23 protein-coding genes are annotated in these 20,522 nt (G+C 71.8%); 7 read left to right on the top strand and 16 right to left on the bottom strand.

Annotation, left to right across the window (positions count from 1 at the left end):
* Positions 1–56: 56 nt before the first annotated feature.
* The 14 genes from atpD to CTKZ_RS07065 all read right to left on the bottom strand — a co-directional run bounded on the left by atpD (position 57) and on the right by CTKZ_RS07065 (position 12,220).
* A complete protein-coding gene (gene atpD / locus CTKZ_RS07000) occupies positions 57–1,538 on the bottom strand; it encodes a F0F1 ATP synthase subunit beta (RefSeq protein ID WP_124342280.1) in 1,482 nt (493 codons plus the stop codon).
* Positions 1,539–1,602: 64 nt separating this feature from the next.
* A complete protein-coding gene (locus tag CTKZ_RS07005; RefSeq protein WP_124342281.1) occupies positions 1,603–2,502 on the bottom strand; it encodes a F0F1 ATP synthase subunit gamma in 900 nt (299 codons plus the stop codon).
* A 1-nt stretch (position 2,503) separates the two neighbouring features.
* On the bottom strand, positions 2,504–4,132 hold the full coding sequence (atpA, locus tag CTKZ_RS07010; RefSeq protein ID WP_124342282.1) for a F0F1 ATP synthase subunit alpha: 1,629 nt from the start codon (positions 4,130–4,132) through the stop codon (positions 2,504–2,506).
* 78 nt (positions 4,133–4,210) lie between these two features.
* A complete protein-coding gene (locus CTKZ_RS07015; RefSeq protein WP_124342283.1) occupies positions 4,211–5,023 on the bottom strand; it encodes a F0F1 ATP synthase subunit delta in 813 nt (270 codons plus the stop codon).
* Entirely contained in the window at positions 5,023–5,616 is a 594-nt protein-coding gene (locus CTKZ_RS07020; protein WP_124342284.1) for a F0F1 ATP synthase subunit B, read from the bottom strand. The genes CTKZ_RS07015 and CTKZ_RS07020 overlap by 1 nt, the downstream gene beginning before the upstream one ends.
* The gene (gene atpE / locus CTKZ_RS07025; protein ID WP_013771954.1) at positions 5,613–5,864 is read right to left on the bottom strand and encodes an ATP synthase F0 subunit C; all 252 of its coding nucleotides are present in this window, start codon (positions 5,862–5,864) and stop codon (positions 5,613–5,615) included. The genes CTKZ_RS07020 and atpE overlap by 4 nt, the downstream gene beginning before the upstream one ends.
* A 95-nt stretch (positions 5,865–5,959) precedes the next feature.
* Positions 5,960–6,763, bottom strand: a complete 804-nt coding sequence (gene atpB, locus CTKZ_RS07030) for a F0F1 ATP synthase subunit A (protein WP_124342296.1) — start codon at positions 6,761–6,763, stop codon at positions 5,960–5,962.
* 259 nt (positions 6,764–7,022) lie between these two features.
* A complete protein-coding gene (locus tag CTKZ_RS07035) occupies positions 7,023–7,508 on the bottom strand; it encodes a Cg1360 family ATP-synthase-associated protein (RefSeq protein WP_371852342.1) in 486 nt (161 codons plus the stop codon).
* On the bottom strand, positions 7,505–8,617 hold the full coding sequence (locus CTKZ_RS07040; protein ID WP_124342285.1) for an MraY family glycosyltransferase: 1,113 nt from the start codon (positions 8,615–8,617) through the stop codon (positions 7,505–7,507). Before CTKZ_RS07040 ends, CTKZ_RS07035 begins: the two co-directional genes overlap by 4 nt.
* Positions 8,614–9,282, bottom strand: a complete 669-nt coding sequence (locus tag CTKZ_RS07045; RefSeq protein WP_124342286.1) for an L-threonylcarbamoyladenylate synthase — start codon at positions 9,280–9,282, stop codon at positions 8,614–8,616. Before CTKZ_RS07045 ends, CTKZ_RS07040 begins: the two co-directional genes overlap by 4 nt.
* On the bottom strand, positions 9,279–10,244 hold the full coding sequence (gene prmC, locus CTKZ_RS07050) for a peptide chain release factor N(5)-glutamine methyltransferase (RefSeq protein ID WP_235843384.1): 966 nt from the start codon (positions 10,242–10,244) through the stop codon (positions 9,279–9,281). Before prmC ends, CTKZ_RS07045 begins: the two co-directional genes overlap by 4 nt.
* Positions 10,241–11,338 (bottom strand): peptide chain release factor 1, encoded by a 1,098-nt coding sequence (gene prfA, locus CTKZ_RS07055; protein ID WP_124342287.1) that lies wholly within the window; start codon positions 11,336–11,338, stop codon positions 10,241–10,243. Before prfA ends, prmC begins: the two co-directional genes overlap by 4 nt.
* A 135-nt stretch (positions 11,339–11,473) precedes the next feature.
* A complete protein-coding gene (rpmE, locus tag CTKZ_RS07060; RefSeq protein ID WP_124342288.1) occupies positions 11,474–11,689 on the bottom strand; it encodes a 50S ribosomal protein L31 in 216 nt (71 codons plus the stop codon).
* Positions 11,690–11,836: 147 nt separating this feature from the next.
* Complete coding sequence (locus tag CTKZ_RS07065) at positions 11,837–12,220, bottom strand: META domain-containing protein (protein ID WP_225916301.1); 384 nt, start codon at positions 12,218–12,220, stop codon at positions 11,837–11,839.
* Positions 12,221–12,439: 219 nt separating this feature from the next.
* On the opposite strand from CTKZ_RS07065, the gene CTKZ_RS07070 reads away from it, so the two are divergent.
* A complete protein-coding gene (locus CTKZ_RS07070; RefSeq protein ID WP_124342289.1) occupies positions 12,440–12,622 on the top strand; it encodes a hypothetical protein in 183 nt (60 codons plus the stop codon).
* Positions 12,623–12,700: 78 nt separating this feature from the next.
* Here CTKZ_RS07070 and CTKZ_RS07075 read toward each other — a convergent pair whose 3' ends face one another.
* Together CTKZ_RS07075 and CTKZ_RS07080 are read right to left on the bottom strand one after the other, a co-directional pair.
* Positions 12,701–13,048 carry a TfoX/Sxy family protein gene (locus CTKZ_RS07075; RefSeq protein ID WP_124342290.1) on the bottom strand — a complete coding sequence of 116 codons (348 nt, stop codon included), beginning with the start codon at positions 13,046–13,048 and terminating at the stop codon, positions 12,701–12,703.
* Between the two features lie 71 nt (positions 13,049–13,119).
* The gene (locus CTKZ_RS07080) at positions 13,120–13,947 is read right to left on the bottom strand and encodes a DeoR/GlpR family DNA-binding transcription regulator (RefSeq protein WP_124342291.1); all 828 of its coding nucleotides are present in this window, start codon (positions 13,945–13,947) and stop codon (positions 13,120–13,122) included.
* A gap of 312 nt (positions 13,948–14,259) precedes the next feature.
* On the opposite strand from CTKZ_RS07080, the gene CTKZ_RS07085 reads away from it, so the two are divergent.
* The 6 genes from CTKZ_RS07085 to CTKZ_RS07110 all read left to right on the top strand — a co-directional run.
* The gene (locus CTKZ_RS07085) at positions 14,260–15,531 is read left to right on the top strand and encodes an ABC transporter substrate-binding protein (protein ID WP_225916300.1); all 1,272 of its coding nucleotides are present in this window, start codon (positions 14,260–14,262) and stop codon (positions 15,529–15,531) included.
* Between the two features lie 86 nt (positions 15,532–15,617).
* On the top strand, positions 15,618–16,601 hold the full coding sequence (locus tag CTKZ_RS07090) for a carbohydrate ABC transporter permease (protein WP_235843385.1): 984 nt from the start codon (positions 15,618–15,620) through the stop codon (positions 16,599–16,601).
* A 2-nt stretch (positions 16,602–16,603) separates the two neighbouring features.
* On the top strand, positions 16,604–17,491 hold the full coding sequence (locus CTKZ_RS07095) for a carbohydrate ABC transporter permease (RefSeq protein WP_225916299.1): 888 nt from the start codon (positions 16,604–16,606) through the stop codon (positions 17,489–17,491).
* A gap of 73 nt (positions 17,492–17,564) precedes the next feature.
* A complete protein-coding gene (locus tag CTKZ_RS07100; protein WP_124342293.1) occupies positions 17,565–18,431 on the top strand; it encodes a ketose-bisphosphate aldolase in 867 nt (288 codons plus the stop codon).
* A gap of 55 nt (positions 18,432–18,486) precedes the next feature.
* Positions 18,487–19,671, top strand: a complete 1,185-nt coding sequence (locus tag CTKZ_RS07105; RefSeq protein ID WP_124342294.1) for an ADP-dependent glucokinase/phosphofructokinase — start codon at positions 18,487–18,489, stop codon at positions 19,669–19,671.
* Positions 19,668–20,522, top strand: an 855-nt coding sequence (locus CTKZ_RS07110) for a DUF4432 family protein (RefSeq protein WP_160142849.1), incomplete at its 3' end; no start/stop codon positions are given. The genes CTKZ_RS07105 and CTKZ_RS07110, both read left to right, overlap by 4 nt.

Here is a 20,522-nt window from a genome sequence, read left to right on the forward strand (position 1 = left end):
GCGGAGAACCGACCTCCCGCGCCCGGCGTTGCGGCCGGGCGCGGGACGGACGGGTCTCAGACGCCGTACTCCTTCTGGATGCGGGCCCAGTTGCGCTCGAGGTCCTCGAGCCCGCCGATGTTGAAGAACGCCTGCTCGGCGATGTGGTCGAACTCGCCGTCCGCGATCTTCTTGAACGCCTCGACCGTCTCCGACACCGGGACCGTCGAGCCCTCGACGCCGGTGAACTTCTCGGCCATGTAGGTGTTCTGCGAGAGGAACTGCTGGATGCGGCGCGCCCGCGCGACGACGGTCTTGTCCTCCTCGGACAGCTCGTCGACACCGAGGATCGCGATGATGTCCTGCAGCTCCTTGTTGCGCTGGAGGATCGACTTCACGCGCGTCGCCACGTCGTAGTGCTCCTGGCCCACGTAGCGCGGGTCGAGGATGCGCGACGTCGAGGCCAGCGGGTCCACGGCGGGGTACAGACCGCGCGACGCGATCTCACGCGACAGCTCGGTCGTCGCGTCGAGGTGCGCGAACGTCGTCGCCGGGGCCGGGTCGGTGTAGTCGTCCGCGGGGACGTAGATCGCCTGGAGCGACGTGATCGAGTGACCACGCGTGGAGGTGATGCGCTCCTGCAGCAGACCCATCTCGTCGGCGAGGTTCGGCTGGTAGCCCACCGCGGACGGCATGCGGCCGAGCAGCGTCGAGACCTCGGAACCGGCCTGCGTGAACCGGAAGATGTTGTCGATGAACAGCAGCACGTCCTGCTTGGCGACGTCACGGAAGTACTCCGCCATCGTCAGCGCCGACAGCGCGACGCGCAGACGCGTGCCCGGCGGCTCGTCCATCTGGCCGAAGACGAGGGCCGTCTTGTCGAAGACGCCCGCCTCCTCCATCTCGACGATGAGGTCGTTGCCCTCACGCGTGCGCTCGCCGACACCGGCGAACACCGACACACCGCCGTGGTTCTGGGCGACGCGCTGGATCATCTCCTGGATGAGGACCGTCTTGCCGACGCCCGCACCACCGAACAGGCCGATCTTCCCGCCCTGCACGTACGGCGTCAGCAGGTCGATGACCTTGATGCCGGTCTCGAACATCGTGGTCTTCGACTCGAGCTGGTCGAAGGCCGGCGCCTTGCGGTGGATCGGCCAGCGCTCGGTGATCTCGATGGTCTCGCCCGGCTCGGCGTTGAGCACCTCGCCGATGACGTTGAAGACCTTGCCCTTGGTGACGTCACCGACGGGCACCGAGATCGGCGCGCCGGTGTCGCGCACCTGCGCGCCCCGGACGAGGCCGTCCGTCGGCTTGAGCGCGATGGCGCGGACGAGCGAGTCACCGAGGTGCTGGGCGACCTCGAGCGTCATCGTGAAGGCGCCCTCGCCCTCACCCTGGGCCGACAGGTCGATGTCGACCTGCAGCGCGTTGTAGAGCTCGGGGATCTGGTCCGCGGGGAACTCGATGTCCACGATCGGACCGATGACGCGGGCGACCCGACCCACGCCGGGCGTGCCGGCAGTGGCGGCCGTCTCGTCGACGGTGGTGGCGGTCATGTCTGGCCTCGCTTCGCTCGTCCGGAGCGGCGCTCCGGCATGGTCTGGGGTCGTGCGGTCGGGGTCAGGAGGCCGACGCGAGCGCGTCGGCGCCCGACACGATCTCGCTGATCTCCTGGGTGATCTCGCCCTGGCGGGCCTGGTTCGCCAGGCGGGTGTACGTGCGGATGAGGTCCTCGGCGTTGTCCGTCGCGGTGTGCATCGCGCGCTGACGGGCCGCGAGCTCCGAGGCCGCGGCCTGGAGCAGCGCCGCGAAGATCCGCGACCGCACGTAGCGCGGCAGGAGCGCGTCGAGCACGACCTCGGGGTTCGGCTCGAAGTCGTACAGCGGCAGCGCACCCTTGTCGTCGGCGGGCGCGACGCCCTCGACGACCTCGAGCGGCAGCATCCGGACGACGCGCGGACGCTGCGTCACCATGTTGACGAACTGCGTGTAGACGACGTGCACCTCGGCGATGCCGCCCTCCTCGGCCGGGGCGCGGAACGCGTCGAGCAGCGTGTCCGCGATCTCCCGGGCGACGTCGGGGGACGGTGCGTCCGAGTGACCCGACCACTGCGCCACGAGCTCGCGCCCACGGAACGTGTAGTAGGTCACCGCACGACGACCCGAGACGTAGAGGGCGACCTGCTTGCCCTCGCCCTCGAGCCGTGCGATGAGCCGCTCCGTCTCGCGGATCACGGACGCCGAGTAGGCGCCCGCCATGCCGCGGTCGGAGGCGACGAGCAGGACCGCGACGCGCTTCGTGTCCGACCGCTCCACGAGGAACGGGTGGGACACGTTGGAGTGCGTCGCGACCGCCGAGACGGCGCGCGTGATCGCCCGCGAGTACGGCGACGCCATGCTCACGCGGTCCCGCGCCTTGCCGATGCGGGACGCAGCGATCAGCTCCTGCGCCCGGAACATCTTCTTGAGCGACTGGGTGGACTTGATCCGCTGCTTGTAGACGCGCTGCGATCCGGCCACGTCAGGCCTTCTTCTGCCGGACGATCTGCTCCTGCTCGACCTCGACGTCCGCCGCCTCGTCCGCCTTGCCGACGAGCGGGGTGCCGTCTCCCTTGAGGAAGCCGTCGCGGAAGTCGTCGACCGCCTTCGCGAGGGCGTCCGTCGTCTCGTCGTCGAGCTTGCCCGTCGACGCGATCGTGGTGAGCACCTCGGTGTTGCGGCGCAGGTGGTCGATCAGCTCGGACTCGAAGCGGCGCACGTCCTCGACCGGGACGTCGTCGAGCTTGCCCTTGGTGCCGGCCCAGATCGACGCGACCTGGTCCTCGACCGGGAACGGCGAGTACTGGCCCTGCTTGAGCAGCTCGGTGAGGCGTGCGCCACGGGCGAGCTGGGCGCGCGACGTCGCGTCGAGGTCGGACGCGAACATCGCGAACGCCTCGAGCGAGCGGAACTGCGCCAGGTCGAGCTTGAGCGTGCCGGAGACCGACTTCATCGCCTTGACCTGCGCGGCACCGCCGACGCGGGAGACCGAGATGCCGACGTCAACCGCGGGACGCTGGTCGGCGTTGAACAGGTCGGACTGGAGGAAGATCTGGCCGTCGGTGATCGAGATGACGTTGGTCGGGATGTACGCCGACACGTCGTTCGCCTTGGTCTCGATGATCGGCAGGCCGGTCATCGAGCCCGCGCCCAGCTCGTCCGAGAGCTTCGCGCAACGCTCCAGCAGGCGGGAGTGCAGGTAGAAGACGTCACCGGGGTACGCCTCGCGGCCCGGCGGGCGGCGCAGCAGCAGCGACACGGCGCGGTACGCCTCGGCCTGCTTCGACAGGTCGTCGAACACGATGAGGACGTGCTTGCCGCCGTACATCCAGTGCTGGCCGATGGCCGAGCCGGTGTAGGGCGCCAGGTACTTGAAGCCGGCGGGGTCGGACGCGGGAGCCGCGACGATCGTCGTGTACTCGAGCGCGCCGGCCTCCTCGAGGGCGCCACGCACGGAGGCGATGGTCGAGCCCTTCTGGCCGATGGCGACGTAGATGCAGCGGACCTGCTTGGTCGGGTCGCCCGACTCCCAGTTCGCCTTCTGGTTGATGATCGTGTCGATCGCGATCGCCGTCTTGCCCGTCTGGCGGTCGCCGATGATCAGCTGACGCTGGCCACGGCCGATCGGGATCATCGAGTCGATGGCCTTGATGCCGGTCTGCAGCGGCTCGTGGACCGACTTGCGGGCCATGACGCCGGGGGCCTGCAGCTCGAGGGCACGACGACCCTCGGTCGCGATCTCGCCGAGGCCGTCGATCGGCTGGCCGAGCGGGTCGACGACGCGGCCCAGGTAGCCGTCGCCGACGGGCACCGAGAGCACCTCGCCGGTCCGGCGGACCTCCTGGCCCTCCTCGATGCCGGTGAACTCGCCGAGGACGACGACACCGATCTCGCGGACGTCGAGGTTCAGCGCGAGGCCGAGCGTCCCGTCCTCGAAGCGCAGCAGCTCGTTCGCCATCGCGCCCGGCAGACCCTCGACCTGCGCGATGCCGTCGCCGGCCAGCGTGACGCGGCCGACCTCTTCGGACACCGCACCGCTCGGCTCGTAGCTCTTCACGAAGCTGTCCAGCGCGGCCCGGATCTCCTCCGGCCGGATCGTCAGCTCAGCCATTGTTCCTTCTCCTCATCGGACGCACGCGGTGCGTGCGGTCTCACAGGTCATGGGTGCACTCGCGGGGGCGGGCACCGGTCAGCTGGCAAGTCGTCGTCGGGCGTCGGCGAGACGCGCCAGCACGGTCGCGTCCACGACCTGAGGGCCGACCTGCACGCGCAGGCCACCGAGCACGTGCGGGTCGAGCACCACGTTGAGCTGCACGACCCGCCCGTAGGCGCGCTCGAGGATCTCGGCGAGCCGGTCACGCTGCGCGGCGCTCAGCGGCGTGGCCGTCGACACCGTCGCGACCTGCCGCTGCCGGCGGGCCGCGATGAGGTCCGCGAGGTGGCCGAGCGCCGCGACGTAGCGACGGCCGCGCGGGGCGGCGGCGAGCCGCTTCGCGAGCGTCGCGGTCACCGGCGACGTCCGCCCGGCGAGGATGTCCTCGACGAGCTTCGCGCGAGCCGCGGCCGGCACGGTCGTGTCGAACAGCGTCCGACGCACCTCGCGCTGCCCGGCGAGCGCGCGCGAGAAGCGGAAGAGCTCCTCCTCGACGCGGGCCAGGGAGCCGTCGGCCTCGGCCGTGGCGAGCACCGCGTGGAACGCGAGGTGCTCGGTCGCCTCGGTCAGGTCCTCGTCGGCCGACCAGCGCGACCGGACGAGCCCCTGGGCCGCGTCGACGACCCGGGGGTCGGCAGCGGCGAGCAGGCGCCCGACGAGCCCGGCCTTGGCGTCGCCGTCGATCGACGGGTCGGCCAGCGTCCGGCGCAGCGAGCCGGAGGAGTCCAGCGCGTCGACCAGGGCGAACAGCTGCTCGCCGAGCTCCGACGACTGCGCACCGGCAGCATCGAGGACCGGCTCCCACCGCTCCTCGGCCGCCGCCAGCGACGCCCGACTCGTCCCGCGCATCAGTTCCCCTTACCTGCGTCCGCCGTGCTGGCGGTGTTGGCGGCGAGCTCGTCGAGGAACCGGTCGACGACGCGCGACTGGCGCACCTCGTCCTCCAGGGCCTCGCCGACGATCTTCGACGCGAGCTCGGTCGCGAGGGTCCCGACGTCCTGCTTGAGCTGGACGGCGGCCTGCTGACGCTCGGCCTCGATCTGGCGGTGCGCGGTCTCCGTGAGGCGTGCGGCCTCCTCGGACGCCTTGGTGCGCGCCTCGGCGACGATCTGGCTGCCCTCGCCGCGTGCCTCCTCGCGGATGCGAGCGGCCTCGGTACGGGCCTCCTGGAGCTGTGCCTGGTACTCGTCACGAGCGGCGGCGGCCTCGGCCTGGGCCAGCTCGGCCTTGGCCAGACCGCCCTCGATCTTGGCGGTGCGCTCGTCGAGGATCGCCTGGAACTTCGGGAGCGCGTACTTGTAGAACGCGATCGCGATGATCAGCAGGACGACCGACGACCAGAAGATGTCGTACGGAGCGGGGATGATCAGGTCGATGCCCTGAACCTCCTCGCCCCCTTCCGCGGCCGTCACGAAGGCCGCGGGGAGCGCGGCGAGGCTCACGGGAAGAGGAAGCCCGTGATCAGGCCGAGGAGGCCGAGGACCTCGACGAAGCCGATACCGATGAACATCGTCGTGCGCAGCTGGCCGGCGACCTCGGGCTGGCGGGCGATGCCCTCGATCGTCTTGCCGATGAGGATGCCCAGACCGATACCGGGGCCGATGACGGCGAGGCCGTAGCCGACGGTCGCGATGTTGCCCGAGACGGCGTCCGCCGCCGCGAGGATGGTGCTGGTGTCCGCAAGAGCCACGGTTGCTCGTTCCTTCCGTTGGGTACCCGACCGGTCGGCCGGCTACTCGATCGTGGGGTGAGGACCGCGGGGGCCCTCGGGGGTGGGGACGACGGTCAGTGTTCCTCTTCGACCGACAGGCTGATGTAGACGGCCGTCAGGACGACGAAGATGTACGCCTGCAGCGCGGCGACGAACGCCTCGAACAGCGTCATCGCGAAGCCCGAGACGAAGGTCAGGGCGCCGAACGCCTTCATGGCGGGCGCGGCCTCGAAGATGAAGTACTGGGTGGCCGAGAAGCAGAGCACGAGCATGAGGTGCCCGGCGACCATGTTGGCCATGAGTCGGATCGCCAGCGTGGCGGGCCGGATGATGAAGACCGTGAGGAACTCGATCGGCGTCAGCAGGACGTACATGAACCACGGCACGCCCGGGGGGAACAGGCTGGCCTTGAGGAACCCGCCCACGCCGTGCGCCTTGACGCCGGCGCCGAGGTACATGACGTAGACCCACAGCGCGAGCACGACCGGCAGGCCGATCAGCGACGTCCCGGCGATGTTGAGGCCCGGGATGATGCCCGTGATGTTGAACGCGAGGATCGCGAAGAACAGCGTCGTCAGCAGCGGCACGTACTTGCGCGCACGGTCCTTGCCGAGGATCTCCTCCGCGACGTTGACGCGGACGAAGTCGAGCAGGAGCTCGATGCCGTTCTGGAAGCGGTCCGGGACCAGCTTCGCGCGCTTCGCCGCGATGACCATGATCACGACGAGCGCGACGGCCGCGATGACCCGCACCATCTGGATCCGGTTGAACTCGAAGATCGTGCCTTCGAACAGGATCGGCGGCGGGAAGAAGTCCGTGATCGACGGCGCATGGAATCCACCGCTCTCGCCCTCGTGCGTGGCGAACGGCGCGATCATCGCGAGGCTGGACAGAGCGAGCTCCTGGTGGTCGTGATGCACCGCGGCCCGCGTCGTCGTGGGCATGCGAGCGGCACCTGGCCGTCATGGATGGCAGGAAGCCTAACCTATGAATCCGCCGCTCCTGCACCGCCGTCCGCCCTCCCGGGGGGACCTTCGACCCATCCGGCGGAGAGCGCCCGCGTGGCGGGTCCGGGCGGGCCCGGACGACGTGCTGCCGCCCCCGCGCGCGAGGCGCGCGAGAGGCGGGGAGCGGGTGTCAGGCGGAGGGCTCGACGTACGGGACGCGCCCGCGCGACACCGCGCGGTAGTCCAGGTAGGCCGACCCGAGGACGCCCGCCGCGAGCACCGCGGCGAGGACCGGCTTCGAGTAGAAGTCGAGGTCGCGGAGGAGCGCGAGGACGACGATCACGACGATCACCTTGCCGAGCCACGCGCCCATGACGACGGCCGCCATCTTCTGCGGCGACGAGTGCGACGTGGCGAGCATCGACACGACGGTCGTGCCCGAGAACACGAGCGCGAGCCCGACACCGATGAGCGCGCCCCACACCCCGGGCAGGCCCGCGACGAGCCAGCCGATGCCGACGCCGAGGACGGTGAGCGCACCGAGGAGCAGGAGCGTGTCGCGCAGCGCGGTGCGGAAGACGGCGTCCGCCGCGGCTCCCGTGGTGCCGGGCTGCCGCGCGGGGGCGGTCGTGGCGGGCTCGGGGACGTCGGGGCGGTCGGCCGGGTCGGTCGTCACGGTGTCTCCAGGGGTGGGGCGGTGGACCGGTCCCGCAGGGGACCGAGGGTGAGCAGGGTCGCGGCCAGCACGCCGACGCCGAACGCGACGAGCACGGCCGTCGTCGACCACACGACGAGCGCGGCGACGCCGAACGCGAAGACGCCCGTCCAGACGTACATGATCGCGACCGAGCGCCGGTGCGAGTGGCCGAGCGCGAGCAGGCGGTGGTGCAGGTGCATGCGGTCGGGGTGGAACGGCGACTTCCCCTGGCCGACGCGCCGCAGGACGGCGAGCGCCATGTCGAGCAGCGGAAGCACGAGCACGGCGAACGGCAGCAGCATCGGCAGGTACGCGGGGAACTTCTGCCGGTCCATGACGCTCTCGAGCTCGATCTGGCCCGTGATGACGATCGCGGCGGCGGACATCACGAAGCCCAGCAGCATCGACCCGGAGTCGCCCATGAAGATGCGCGCGGGGTACAGGTTGTGCGGCAGGAATCCCAGGCACGCGCCGACGAGGACGGCGAGCACGAGCGTCGCGAGGCTCGCGTAGTCGTCGCGGCGGACGTCGACGATGAGCTGGTACGAGTAGAGGAAGAAGGCGGCGCCGCCGATCGCGAGCACGCCCGCGGCGAGGCCGTCGAGCCCGTCGACGAAGTTCACGGCGTTCATCGCGACGACGACGGTGAGGATCGTGATGACGACCCAGGTGCGGTTCGACAGCAGCGTCGTGCCGGCGATGGGCAGCTGGTAGAGGATCACGCCCTGCCAGGTCAGGAAACCGGCGGCGAGCACCTGGCCGATGAGCTTGGTGAGCCAGTCGAGGTCCCAGATGTCGTCGGCGACGCCGAGCGCGACCACGAGCGCCGCTCCGCCGACGATGCCCACGATCGGGTGGGGGTTGTCGTACACGCCCGCGAGGAACGGCATCCGGCTCGAGACGAGCAGCGCGACGAGGATGCCGGCGAACATCGCCATCCCGCCGAGCCGCGGGGTCGGGATCGCGTGCACGTCCCGCGTGCGGACCGCGGTGATCGCACCCCAGCGCAGCGCGCACCAGCGCGCGAGCGGCGTCATGAGGAACGTGACCGAGGCCGCGACGAACAGCGCCAGGAGGTAGACCCTCACGGGCCGGGCTCCGCGGGCGGGGCAGGCGGCTCGACGGCGGCGACCTCCGCGAGCTGCTCGAGCGTGAGGGCACCGGCGCGCACGAGCCGCAGGGTCGGGCCGGTCGCGTCGACGATCGTGGAGGCGACCTGACCGGGCGCGTCACCCGCGTCGAGGTAGACGGCGACGGCGTCGCCGAGCTGGTCGAACGCGTCCTGCGCGGTGACGGCGGCCGGCGAGCCGGTCCGGTTGGCGCTCGACACGGCCATCGGGCCGGTGCGGCGCAGCAGCGCGAGCGCGCTCGGGTGGTCGGGCACGCGCAGCGCGACCGTGCCGTGCGTCTCGCCGAGGTCCCACGCGAGCGACGGCTGGGCGCGCACGATGAGCGTGAGCCCGCCGGGCCAGAACGCCTCCGCGAGCGCGCGCGCCTCCGCGGAGACCTCGGTCGCGAGGCCGTCGAGCGTGCGGACGTCGGGCATGAGCACGGGCGGCGGCATCTGCCGGCCGCGGCCCTTCGCGTCGAGCAGGGCCTGCACCGCGGGCGGGGTGAAGGCGTCGGCGCCGATGCCGTAGACGGTGTCCGTCGGCAGGACGACGAGGGCGCCGCGGGAGACCGCAGCGACCGCCTCGTCGATCGCGGGACCCCAGGTGGACGGATCGGACGCCGGCAGGATGCGCTCGCTCACGAGGGGGAGTCTCCCACGTCCGGCTGTCCGTCCAGGACGGTCCCGGACGTGCCCGTGGGGACGTCCGCGGCTCCCCCGGCGACGCCTCGGCGCGCCACGAGCATGCGGGGACGGCCGGTCAGGTCCGGGCGGCTCGACACGTCGACGAAGCCGCCGGTCGCGTGCGCGACGTCGCGGGCCGCGGCGTCCTGGACCTCGGCGTGCTCCATCACGAGCAGGCCGCCCGGGCGCAGCAGCCGCAGCGCGGCGGCGACGACCGCGCGGGGCACGTCGAGGCCGTCGGCGCCGCCCCCGTAGAGCGCGAGGTCGGGGTCGTGGTCCCGCACCTCCGGGTCGACCGGCTCGGCGTCGGGCGGGATGTAGGGCGGGTTCGAGACGATGACGTCGACGGTCCCGGCGAGGTCGGCGAGCAGCGCGGGGTCACGGACGTCCCCGAGCTCGACGCGCACGTCGGCACCGGCATCGGTCGCGTTCCGCCGGGTGAGGGCGACGGCGGCGGGCGACGCGTCGACGGCCGCGACGCGACTGCCGGGCACCTCGGTCGCGACGGCGAGCCCGAGCCCGCCCGCGCCGCAGCACAGGTCGACGACGACGGGCGCGGCACCGGTCGCGACGAGGCGCGCGGCCTCGTCGACGGCGACCTGCGCGACCACCTCGGTCTCGGGCCGCGGCACGAACACGCCGGGCTCGACGTGCAGCGTGAGCCACCGGAACGTCGTGCTGCCGACGATGTGCTGGAGCGGCTCGCGACGCCGGCGCCGGTCGACGAGCACCGCGTACCGCTCCGCGAAGCCGTCGGGGACCGGGGGTGCGAGGACCAGGTCGAGGCGGTCCAGCCCGAGCGCGTGCGCGGCGAGCGCGGTCGCGTCGACGCGCGGCGACCCGACGCCCGCCTCGGCGAGCACACGCGTGGCGCCGTCGACGAGCGCGCGCAGCCCCGGCGCGGGCGGTGCGGTCGTCACGACTCCCCCGCGTCGCCGGCGGACGCGAGCCGCGCGGCCTCGTCGGCGTCGACCGCGGACTGCACGACGGCGCCGAGGTCGCCGCCGAGCACGGCGTCGAGGTTGTACGCCTTGTAGCCGGTGCGGTGGTCGGCGATCCGGTTCTCCGGGAAGTTGTAGGTGCGGATGCGCTCGGAGCGGTCGACGGTGCGCACCTGCGAGCGGCGGGCCTGCGACGCGGCGGCCGCGGCCTCCTCCTGCCGCGCGGCGAGGAGCCGGGCGCGCAGCACGCGCATCGCCTGCTCGCGGTTCTGCAGCTGCGACTTCTCGTTCTGCATCGACACGACGATGCCGCTGGGCAGGTGCGTGATGCGGACCGCGGAGTCGGTCGTGTTGACCGATTGCCCGCCCGGGCCGGACGAGCGGTAGACGTCGATGCGCAGGTCGTTCGGGTCGATCTCGACCTCGCCCTCGTCCTCCGCCTCGGGCAGCACGAGGACGCCCGCCGCCGAGGTGTGGATGCGGCCCTGCGACTCGGTGACCGGGACGCGCTGCACGCGGTGCACACCGCCCTCGTACTTCAGGTGCGCCCAGACGCCGTCCTCGGGGGCGACGGCCCCGCGCGCCTTGACGGACAGGTGCACGTCCTTGAACCCGCCCAGGTCGGACTCCGTGGACTCGAGCACCTGCGTCTGCCAGCCCATGCGCTCGGCGTACCGCGTGTACATCCGCAGCAGGTCGCCCGCGAACAGCGCCGACTCCTCGCCGCCCTCGCCGGCCTTGATCTCGAGGATGACGTCGCGCGCGTCGTCGGGGTCGCGCGGGACGAGCACGTCGCGCAGCCGGGTCTCGGCGGCGCGCGCGGCCTCCTGCAGCCCCGGCAGCTCGGCGGCGAACGCGTCGTCGACCTCGGCGAGCTCGGCGGCGGCCTCGGCGTCGTCGGCGGCGGCCCGCCACGCGCGGTAGGCCTGCGCGACGCGTCCCAGCTCGGCGTACCGGCGGCCCAGGCGGCGCGCGAGCGCGGCATCCGCGTGCACGGCCGGGTCGGCGAGCTGCGCCTCGATCTGGGCGTGCTCGTCGAGCAGGGGCTGGGCGGCGGCGTACGCCTCGCTCATGGGTGGTGGCTCCTCCGGCGGCCGGTCACGGGTCCCGGCGTCGGGCCGGGCGCACAACGCAGCAGCGCCGGTACCCGGGCGGACACTGCCATGGAGGGCAGTCGTCCGCGGCCGGGCACCGGCGCTGCGGAGGTGCTAGTTGGCCGACTTCTTGCCGTAGCGCGCCTCGAACCGGGCGACGCGGCCACCGGTGTCGAGGATCTTCTGCTTGCCCGTGTAGAACGGGTGGCAGGCGCTGCAGACGTCGGCGTGGATCTTGCCGCTCGTCACGGTCGAGCGCGTGGTGAACGTGTTGCCGCAGGTGCAGGTGACCTCGGTGACCACGTACTCCGGGTGGATGTCAGACTTCACAGGGCTTCTCCTTGTTGGGGTGTCCCCGGGTCCCGGCGCGCTGCGCGCACGGGTGAACCGCAGACCAACAGACGATTGTGCCAGAACGCCGACGGGCGTCGAAATCTTCCCGACGGGCGCACGCCCGGCCGGGACACACCCCGACGGTCAGGCCCCTCGGCTCAGCGTGCCGATCTGCTCGCCCGACGCGTCGTAGACCACGAGCTCGTCGCCCTCGACCTCGCCCGTGGACGCCCCTGACAACCAGTCGTCGACGCCCTCGCACGCCATCTGCGTGACAGCGAGGTCCCCGAAGGTGACGTCCTGGTCCTCGCCCTCGGACCAGGTGCCGGTGATCCGGTTGCACCCGTCCGTGCCGGAGACCGTGCCGTCCTCGTCGATGACGAGCTGCGGCTCGCCCTCGGCGTCCTCGCCCCACGTGCCGACCGCGTCGGCGGGCTCCTCGCCCGCCGCGCACGCGACGAGCGCTGCCGCCGCCACCACCAGCCCGATCACGCCCGCTGCCGGACGTCCCCACGCGTACCGGTTCATACCGGGCACGCTAGCAGCGGCGCGCACGCGGTGCCCGGCGGCGGACCGTGCGCCGCCGACCCGTTCGGAGCAACCGCGTCGCTACTGGTCAGCGCGTTTCTATCGGTCGGATCTCACATCGTGGATTTGGCCCGGTCGCCCTCCGCGAGACGTGCGCGCCGCCCCGAGCGCCCGAGGACGATGGACGGCACGAGCACTCTCACGAGGAGCTGAGCACCAATGACGGTGTGCCTGCACGTCTTCCGCGGCGACCCCGACGGCAAGACCCCTGTCCCCGGTACGTCCACGCTGCGCACGGCGACGTGCGTCCGCTGCGGTCGGCGCCGCACCTACCAGCAGCGCTGGCCGGGGCGCGACCGCGTCCCGAACGCCGCGCCCGACGCGTTCACGCCGCGGACCTGACGCGATCGAGCCGCCACGGCCCGGCCGGTCCGCCGCGGCCGACCCGTCGCGGCCGTGCCGGCGGGGCGCGCAGGTCCGTCAGTCCTCCGCGCCCGGCTTGGGCGGGAGCGACCGCGCATGGTCGACACCCGCGTCGACCCACGGCGCGAGGTCGTCGTCGTCCTCGACGGCGGACGGCTCGACGAGCAGCCAGCCGGCGGCGTGGCGGCCGTTCATGACGAACGGCCTGGTCCCGGGCTCGGTGAGCAGGCGCGCGGTCTCCTCGGCCGGGACGCGGACCATGACCGCGCCCTGGCGACCGCTCACGCCCACGGCCATGTGCCCGCCGACGAGGAACGCGACCCCGCCGAACATCCGTCGCTCCACCACGGGCACCCGTGCCCCGACGAGCGCGCGCACGCGCCCGGCCAGCACCTCGTCGACCATCGCGCTCCCCTTCCGGCGAGGCGTCCCGCGGACGGGCGGACCGACGACCGGCGCCCTGCTGCCCCGACGGCTCAGTCTGCCGCGACGAGGACCTCGACGTCCCGTGCCCGGAGCGCGTCGTGCAGGTCGTGCGGCGGCGCGACGTCCGTGACGAGGTAGTCGGCGCGGCCGAGGTCGGCGATCTGCGCGAACAGCCGGCGGCCGAACTTCGAGGAGTCCGCAAGGACGGCGACGCGCGCGGCGCGGTCCATCATGTCGCCCATCATCTGCGCCTCGGCGAGGTTGCTCGTCGAGTAGCCCGCGTCGACCGCGACCGCGCCCACCCCGATGATCGCGAGGTCGCAGCGGATGTCGAGCTCGGGACCTCCCGCGAGCGCCGGGAGCCGCACCGGGCCGACCGTGGCCTGGGCGCTCGCGCGCACGGCCCCGCCGAACACGTAGAGGTCGCGGTAGACCTTCGGCGCGATCTCGGTCGCGAGGCGCAGGCTGTTGGTCGCGATCGTGAGGTCGCTGTGGTCGGCGAGGTGCCGCGCGAGCGCGAGCGTCGTGGTGCCGGCGTTGACGACGATCGCGGACCCGTCGTGCACGAGCGTCGCGGCGAGCGCGCCGATGCGCTCCTTCGCTGTGGTCTGCAGCCGCATGCGGACGTCGAGGCCGGTGTCGGGCCGCGGGATCGCGGACGTGCTGACCGCACCGCCGTGCGTGCGGATGAGCACGCCGTCGGCGTCGAGCGCGTCGAGGTCCCGGCGGATGGTGTCGGCGGAGACGTCGAAGCGGTCGGCGAGCTGCGCGACGGTCACCTCGCCGACCTCGGCCACGTACGCGGCGAGCTCGGCCTTGCGCCCGGCCGGGAGCCGCCGCGCGGTGCTCCCGGCGTCGGTGGCGGTCGAGGAAGTCATGCAGGAACTTGTAGCACACCGGTGCGTACTTTTGCGACTGTCTGCGGGGTTGCTCGTCGCCGCAGGAACACGCAGATGGGAGCGTTCCCGCGGACGCCCGCCCAGTTCAGGGCACTGATACGTCCACGACCTGCGGCGATGGCCAGCGGCAATCGTCGGCGCCCTGCACATCACCCCTCGCAAACCCGGCGCTTGACGGCATCCCGGGGCGCAAGTACGGTCTGGAAACACGCAGATGTGCGCAAGAGTCCGCATGAAGCGGCACTCACGATCGCAACCGAGATGAGGTGGGTCATGGGCAACGGAGCTCGGATGACACGAGCTGTGGCGACGCTCGGCGCGGTCGCGCTGGTGGCGACCGCGTGCAGCGGCGGTGGGTCCGGCGGCTCGGGCGACGGGGAGAGCGGCGGCGACGTCACGCTCGAGTTCTCCCAGTGGTGGGAGCCGGAGCTCCCCGACGGCGAGTTCCGCGCGCTCATGGACGAGTTCGAGGACGCCAACCCCGGCATCACGGTCGAGCTCCTCAGCGGCCCGTACGCCTCGACCAAGGAGCAGGTGATCGCCGGCGCCGCGGCCGGGACGATGTCCGACGTCGTCGGGCTCGACGGCGCGTGGGTCAACGACTTCGCCAAGCAGGGCGCGATCGCCGACCTGTCGTCGATCATGTCCGACGCCGGGTACGACGACAGCCAGCTGGTCAGCCAGGTCGCCGTCGACGGGTCGACGTACATGATCCCCGTCGTGAACTTCGTGTACCCGATGTTCACGAACGACGCGGTGCTCTCGCAGGCCGGTGTCGCCGCTCCCCCGGCCACGCGCACCGAGTTCGCCGACGCGGCGCAGAAGATCACCGGCCTCGGCAACAACACGTACGGCTGGGTCCTCCCGCTGTCGCTCGAGGCGCCCAACGGCGTCCAGAACGACGTCATGTCGTGGGTGTGGGCGTCCGGCGGCTCGATGCTGAAGGACGGTCAGCCCGCACTCGTCGACAACCCCGACGTCTCCAGCGGCGTCGAGTTCGTCGCGGACCTGTGGGACTCCGGCGTCGTCTCGCCCGGCGCCTTCACCATGAAGGAGCAGGACAAGGTCGAGGAGTTCACCAACGGCCGGGTCGGCATGATGATCGACTCGCTCGCGCACGTGAACACCATCCGCGAGGCCAACCCGGACCTGAAGTTCAGCATCTCGGCGATCCCGGCCGAGGACGGGTACACCGGCGAGCGCGGCATCCCCTACGCCTCGTGGGGCATCGGCATCTCCGAGAACAGCGAGCACAAGGCCGAGGCCTGGAAGCTCGTCGAGTTCCTCATGAGCAAGGACACGAACTCGCAGCTGTCGTCGATCGCGCACGCGTTCCCCGGCAACACCGAGTCGGTCCCGGACTTCGTCGAGGAGGACGAGCTCTTCGGCACGGCGTTCGAGATCTACCAGAACGGCTACCCGGCCAACGAGTTCACGGGCCTGCCCGTCGCCGAGCAGCTCATGCGCGACTTCAGCGAGGAGCTGCAGCGCGCGCTGCAGGGCGACCAGACCGTCGACGAGGCCCTCGCGGCCGCCCAGGAGAAGTGGGAAGCGGAGTTCTAGGGGCGCACCACCCCTGACCCGGACCGGCCGCGCCAGGTCGACCCCCCGAACGCCTGGCGCGGCCCCATCCCCCGAGGAGACAGCCAGTGATCACGTCCCACCCCACCCGGGCGCGCACGGACGACCACCCGGTCGCCGTCGCCGCGGGACCGGAGCCCAGCGGGGCACCGGCACCCCGCCGCGGGCTCACGCTCGCGCAGCTGCGGGCCCGGTTCACGCCCTACGGGTTCCTGACCCCGACCGGCGTGCTGCTGATCGTCCTGATGGTCACCCCGATCGTCATGGTCGTGCAGTACTCCCTGATGGACCGGGTCATCACGAACAAGAACCCCGCGTTCGTCGGCTTCCAGAACTACCTCGAGGTGCTCACCGACCCGGTGTTCACCGTCGCGGTGCGCAACACGCTCGTCTTCACGGTCGGGTCGGTCGTCGCGCACTTCGTCATCGGGCTCGCGTTCGCGCTGCTGCTCAACACCCCGCTGCTCAGCCACCGCGTCAAGGCGTTCTTCCGCGTCCTGTACGTGCTGCCGTGGCTGTTCACCGTCGCGATCATCGCGGTGCTGTGGCGGCTTCTGCTCAACCCGAACGGCGTCGTCAACTACCTGCTCGGCACGTTCGGGCTCACCGACGGGCAGACGCAGTGGCTGTCGGACCCGTCGACCGCGCTCGGCGCCGTCACGTTCATCAACATCTGGTCCGGGTACCCGTTCTTCATGATCAGCCTGCTCGCCGGTCTCCAGGGCATCCCCCGCGACCTGTACGAGGCGGCCCGCGTCGACGGCGCCGGCTGGTGGGGGCAGTTCCGCAACGTCACCCTGCCGCAGCTCCGCCCGATCATCGTCTCGATGGCGCTGCTCGACTTCATCTGGACGACGCAGCAGTTCGCGCTCATCTGGATGACGACCGGCGGCGGCCCGATCACGTCCACCGAGATGCTCTCGACCTTCACCTACAAGCTCGCGTTCACCCAGTACGACTTCTCGGTGGCGTCCGCCGCGGCCGTCGTCGTGCTGCTGCTCTCCATGGTCCTGGCGTTCTTCTACGTCCGGCACCAGAAGGCGAGGGACTGACCATGACCACCCTGGCTCCCACGGTCGCCACGACGACCGACCGGCCCCCGCTCCGGACGGCGCCGAAGCAGACGGGCCGCAAGATCGCGGTGATCGCGGCGCTCGTCGTCGGCGCGTGCTTCTCGGCGCTGCCCGTGCTGTGGATGCTGTCGAGCTCGTTCAAGCGCAACCCGGAGATCTTCGCGTACCCGCCGCGGCTGATCACGGACGGCTTCTCGTTCGACGCCTACACGACGATCCTCACCGACCCGGTGAAGCTGCGGTTCTTCCTCAACTCCTACGTCGTGGCGATCTCCGTGACGCTGCTGACGCTGGTCGTCGCGGTGCTGGCCGCCTACGCGTTCAGCCGCTATGACTTCTGGGGGAAGAAGACGATCAACGTCGTCGTCGTGTCGGTGCAGGCGGTCCCGCCCATCACGCTGCTGATCCCGTATTTCGGCCTGGTGGTGGCGCTCAAGCTCTACAACACCTATCCCGGCCTCATCCTCACGTACATGGTGTTCACGCTGCCCTACGCGATCATCATGATGACCGGGTACTTCAACACGCTCCCGAAGGAGCTCGACGAGGCCGTCAAGGTCGACGGCGCCGGTCCGATGACCGCGCTGTGGCGGATCCTCGTCCCCATCTCGGTGCCCGGCCTGGTGTCGGTCGGGATCTACACCTTCATGATCGCGTGGAACGAGTTCCTCTTCGCGCTCACCCTGACCCGGACCGAGGACATGCGCACGGTCCCCATCGGCATCCAGCTCCTCATGGGCCAGCACTCGTACGAATGGAACGAGATGATGGCGATGAGCATTCTCGGATGCATTCCCGTCCTGGTGCTCTTCCTGTTCTTCCAGCGATTCTTCATCGGTGGGATGACGGCCGGCGCCGTGAAGATCTGACCGATTCCCGCCAGATTCCCTCCCCTGGAATACCGCTGCACGACCCGCAAGAACACCGAAGGAGAACACCCCCATGCTGATCAACGGCACCCGCCTGCTGGCAGTCGCGAACGAGCACAACTTCGCGGTGCCCGCGTTCAACATCAGCGACTGGGCGATGGGCAAGGGGATCTTCGAGATCTCCGAGGACCGGCAGGCGCCGCTCATCGTCGCGATCCACCCCGACGAGGTCAGCCACATCGGCCACGACCTGCTGCCCGCGCTGATCCACCGCGCGCACCGCTCGTCCGTGCCCGTCGCGATCCACTGGGACCACGGCGGCACCTACGAGCAGGCGCTCACCGCGATCCAGACGGGATTCACCTCGGTGATGATCGACGCGTCGATGCTCCCGTTCGAGGAGAACGTCGCGATCACCAAGCGCGTCGTCGACACCGCGCACGCGGTCGGCCTGTCCGTCGAGGGCGAGCTCGGCACCATCGGCAAGCTCGACGAGCAGGCCGAGGACGGCGTCGCCGTCTCGCAGATCACCTACACCGACCCGGCCGAGGCCGTGGAGTTCGTCGAGCGCACCGGCGTCGACAGCCTCGCCGTCGCGATCGGCACCGCGCACGGCCTCTACCCCAAGCACGTCAAGCCCGAGCTCAAGCTCGACCTGCTGCAGGAGATCAAGGCCCTGCTGCCCATCCCGCTCGTGCTGCACGGCGGCTCCGGCAACCCGGACGCGGAGATCGGCCAGGCGGTGAAGCTCGGCGTCAACAAGATCAACATCTCGAGCGACATCAAGGTCGTCTACCACGACAAGATGCGCGAGGTGCTGGCCGACGCGACGCTGCGCGAGCCCAACACGATCCAGCCGCCCGCGATCGCCGCCATGAAGGAGGTCGCCGCGCAGAAGATCGACCTGTTCGACGCGGCCGGCAAGGCGTCCCTCTACTGACGTCCCCTCCCTCACCCGCAGCCCGCGTCAGCACCCGCACCGAACGGCAGGTCCCATGAGCACGCGCTACGTCCTCGGCCTCGGCGGCACCGTCGACTACGAGATCGCGTGGACGCCCGACGTCCTCGACCGGCTGGTCGCCGAGCACGCGATCACACCCGACGAGCTCGACGTGCACGTGCCGATCGGCTCCGAGCGGGACCTGCTGCGCACGCTGCTCGCGTTCGTCCGCGACGGTGTCGGCGGGGAGCGCTTCGTCGCCTCCTCCGACATCGTCGCGGCGTTCGCGGGGCACTTCCCCGTCCGCGTGACCCTCGGCGGGACGTGCGTGCGGGCCGCGATCGCGATGGACGTGCTCGGCCTCGCGTCGACCGTCCACCTGGTCTCGATCGACGACCACGTGCGGCGCCTGCTGCCCGCGTCGACGTCGTACCTGTGCAGCGCCGAGTCCGACAGCCTCGACCCGCACCTCATCGTGCAGTTCCCCGCGGGGACGACGATCCGCGTCGGGTCCGACGAGGTCGTGGCGCCGCACCCGAACCGCATCATCTACGTCAACGACCCACCCAACCGCGAGCTCCTCCTGCACCCCGGCCTGCCCGACGCGATGGCCGACGCCGACGTCGTGCTCGTGTCCGGCTTCAACGTCATCCAGGACGCCGAGACGCTCGAGCACCGGCTCGCCGACGTCCGCAAGGGCCTCCAGCGGCTGGCGCCCGGCGCGCTCGCCTACTTCGAGGACGCCGGCTACCACGTGCCCGCGCTCGCCCGGCGCGTGCGCGACGAGCTGTCCGGGCTCGTCGACGTCTACGCCATGAACGAGGACGAGCTGCAGTCCTGGCTCGGCCGCACGGTCGACCTGCTCGACGCCGACGACGTCGCCGCGGCCCTCGTCGAGCTCGCGTCCGTCGTGCCCGCGCCCACACGCGTCGTGCACACCAAGCACTGGGCGCTCGCACACGGCGGCGACGCCGAGCGGTACCGCGCACCCCTGCTCGGCGGCATCACCATGGCCGGCACGCGGTACGTGCACGGCGACGGCTTCACGCCCGACGACTACGCCGCGACCGGCACGACCACGCCCCAGCCCGAGGGTGTCGCCTTCGCCGCGGCGCTCGAGTCCGTCCTCCCGAGCGCGGTGTGCGTCCCCGCGTTCGCGCTGGACACCGCCGCGCCCACGACGATCGGGCTCGGCGACACGTTCGTCGGCGGCTTCCTCGCCGCAGCGGGGCGGGCGTGAGCGGGACGGGCGGGACGGCGCCCGGCACCGGCGCGACGGGCACGCTCGCGCCGGACCGGGACGCGCCCGTCTCGCTCGCGCCCGGCACGACCTCACGCCCTGCGTCGTCGGGCGGGGCCGGGCGCCTGCTCGACGACGGTCTCGTCGGGCTCGCCGACGGGGTCGCGTCGGTCGACGAGGCCCGGCGCGCCGACGGGTCGCGCGTCCTGTCGCTGCGCCTGCACGGCGGCCTGCACCTCGACGTCCTGCCCGACCGCGGCCTCGACCTCGGCGCCGCGTGGTGGGCCGGCGTGCCCGTCGCGTGGCGGTCGCCGCACCTCGTCGACCCGGGCCCCGGGTACGGCTGGGAGGAGCGGTTCCTCGGCGGGCTGCTCGCGACGTGCGGGCCGGACAACATCGGCGCGCCGCGCGGCGCGTCGGGCCAGCATGGCACGCACCACCTCACCCGGGCCACCGACGTGCGCTGGTGGCGCGAGCGCGACGGCGACGAGGTCGCCGTGCACGTCCGCGGCGACGTCGGCCACTCGACGCTGTACGGCACGAGGCTCGTCGTCTCGCGCGAGATCGTCGCCGGCACCGGCACCCCCGCCGTCGAGGTGCGTGACGTCGTGCGCAACGACGGCCACGCGGCCGTCGGGGTCCCCCTGCTGTACCACGTCAACGTCGGCGCACCCCTGCTGCGTCCCGGCGCCCGCCTGCTCGTCGACGCCCCGCCGCCCGCCGTCCGCGACGCCCCGCCGCCCGGCCGGTCCCCGCTCGTGCTGCCCGACCCGGCCCCCGGAGCGGAGGCCGTCGTCGCCGAGCACCGCCCCCGCACGCCCGTCGCGCGGCTCACCGGCACGGGGCACGGC

Origin of the sequence: Cellulomonas algicola (assembly GCF_003851725.1) — a bacterium.
Taxonomy (GTDB): domain Bacteria; phylum Actinomycetota; class Actinomycetes; order Actinomycetales; family Cellulomonadaceae; genus Cellulomonas; species Cellulomonas algicola.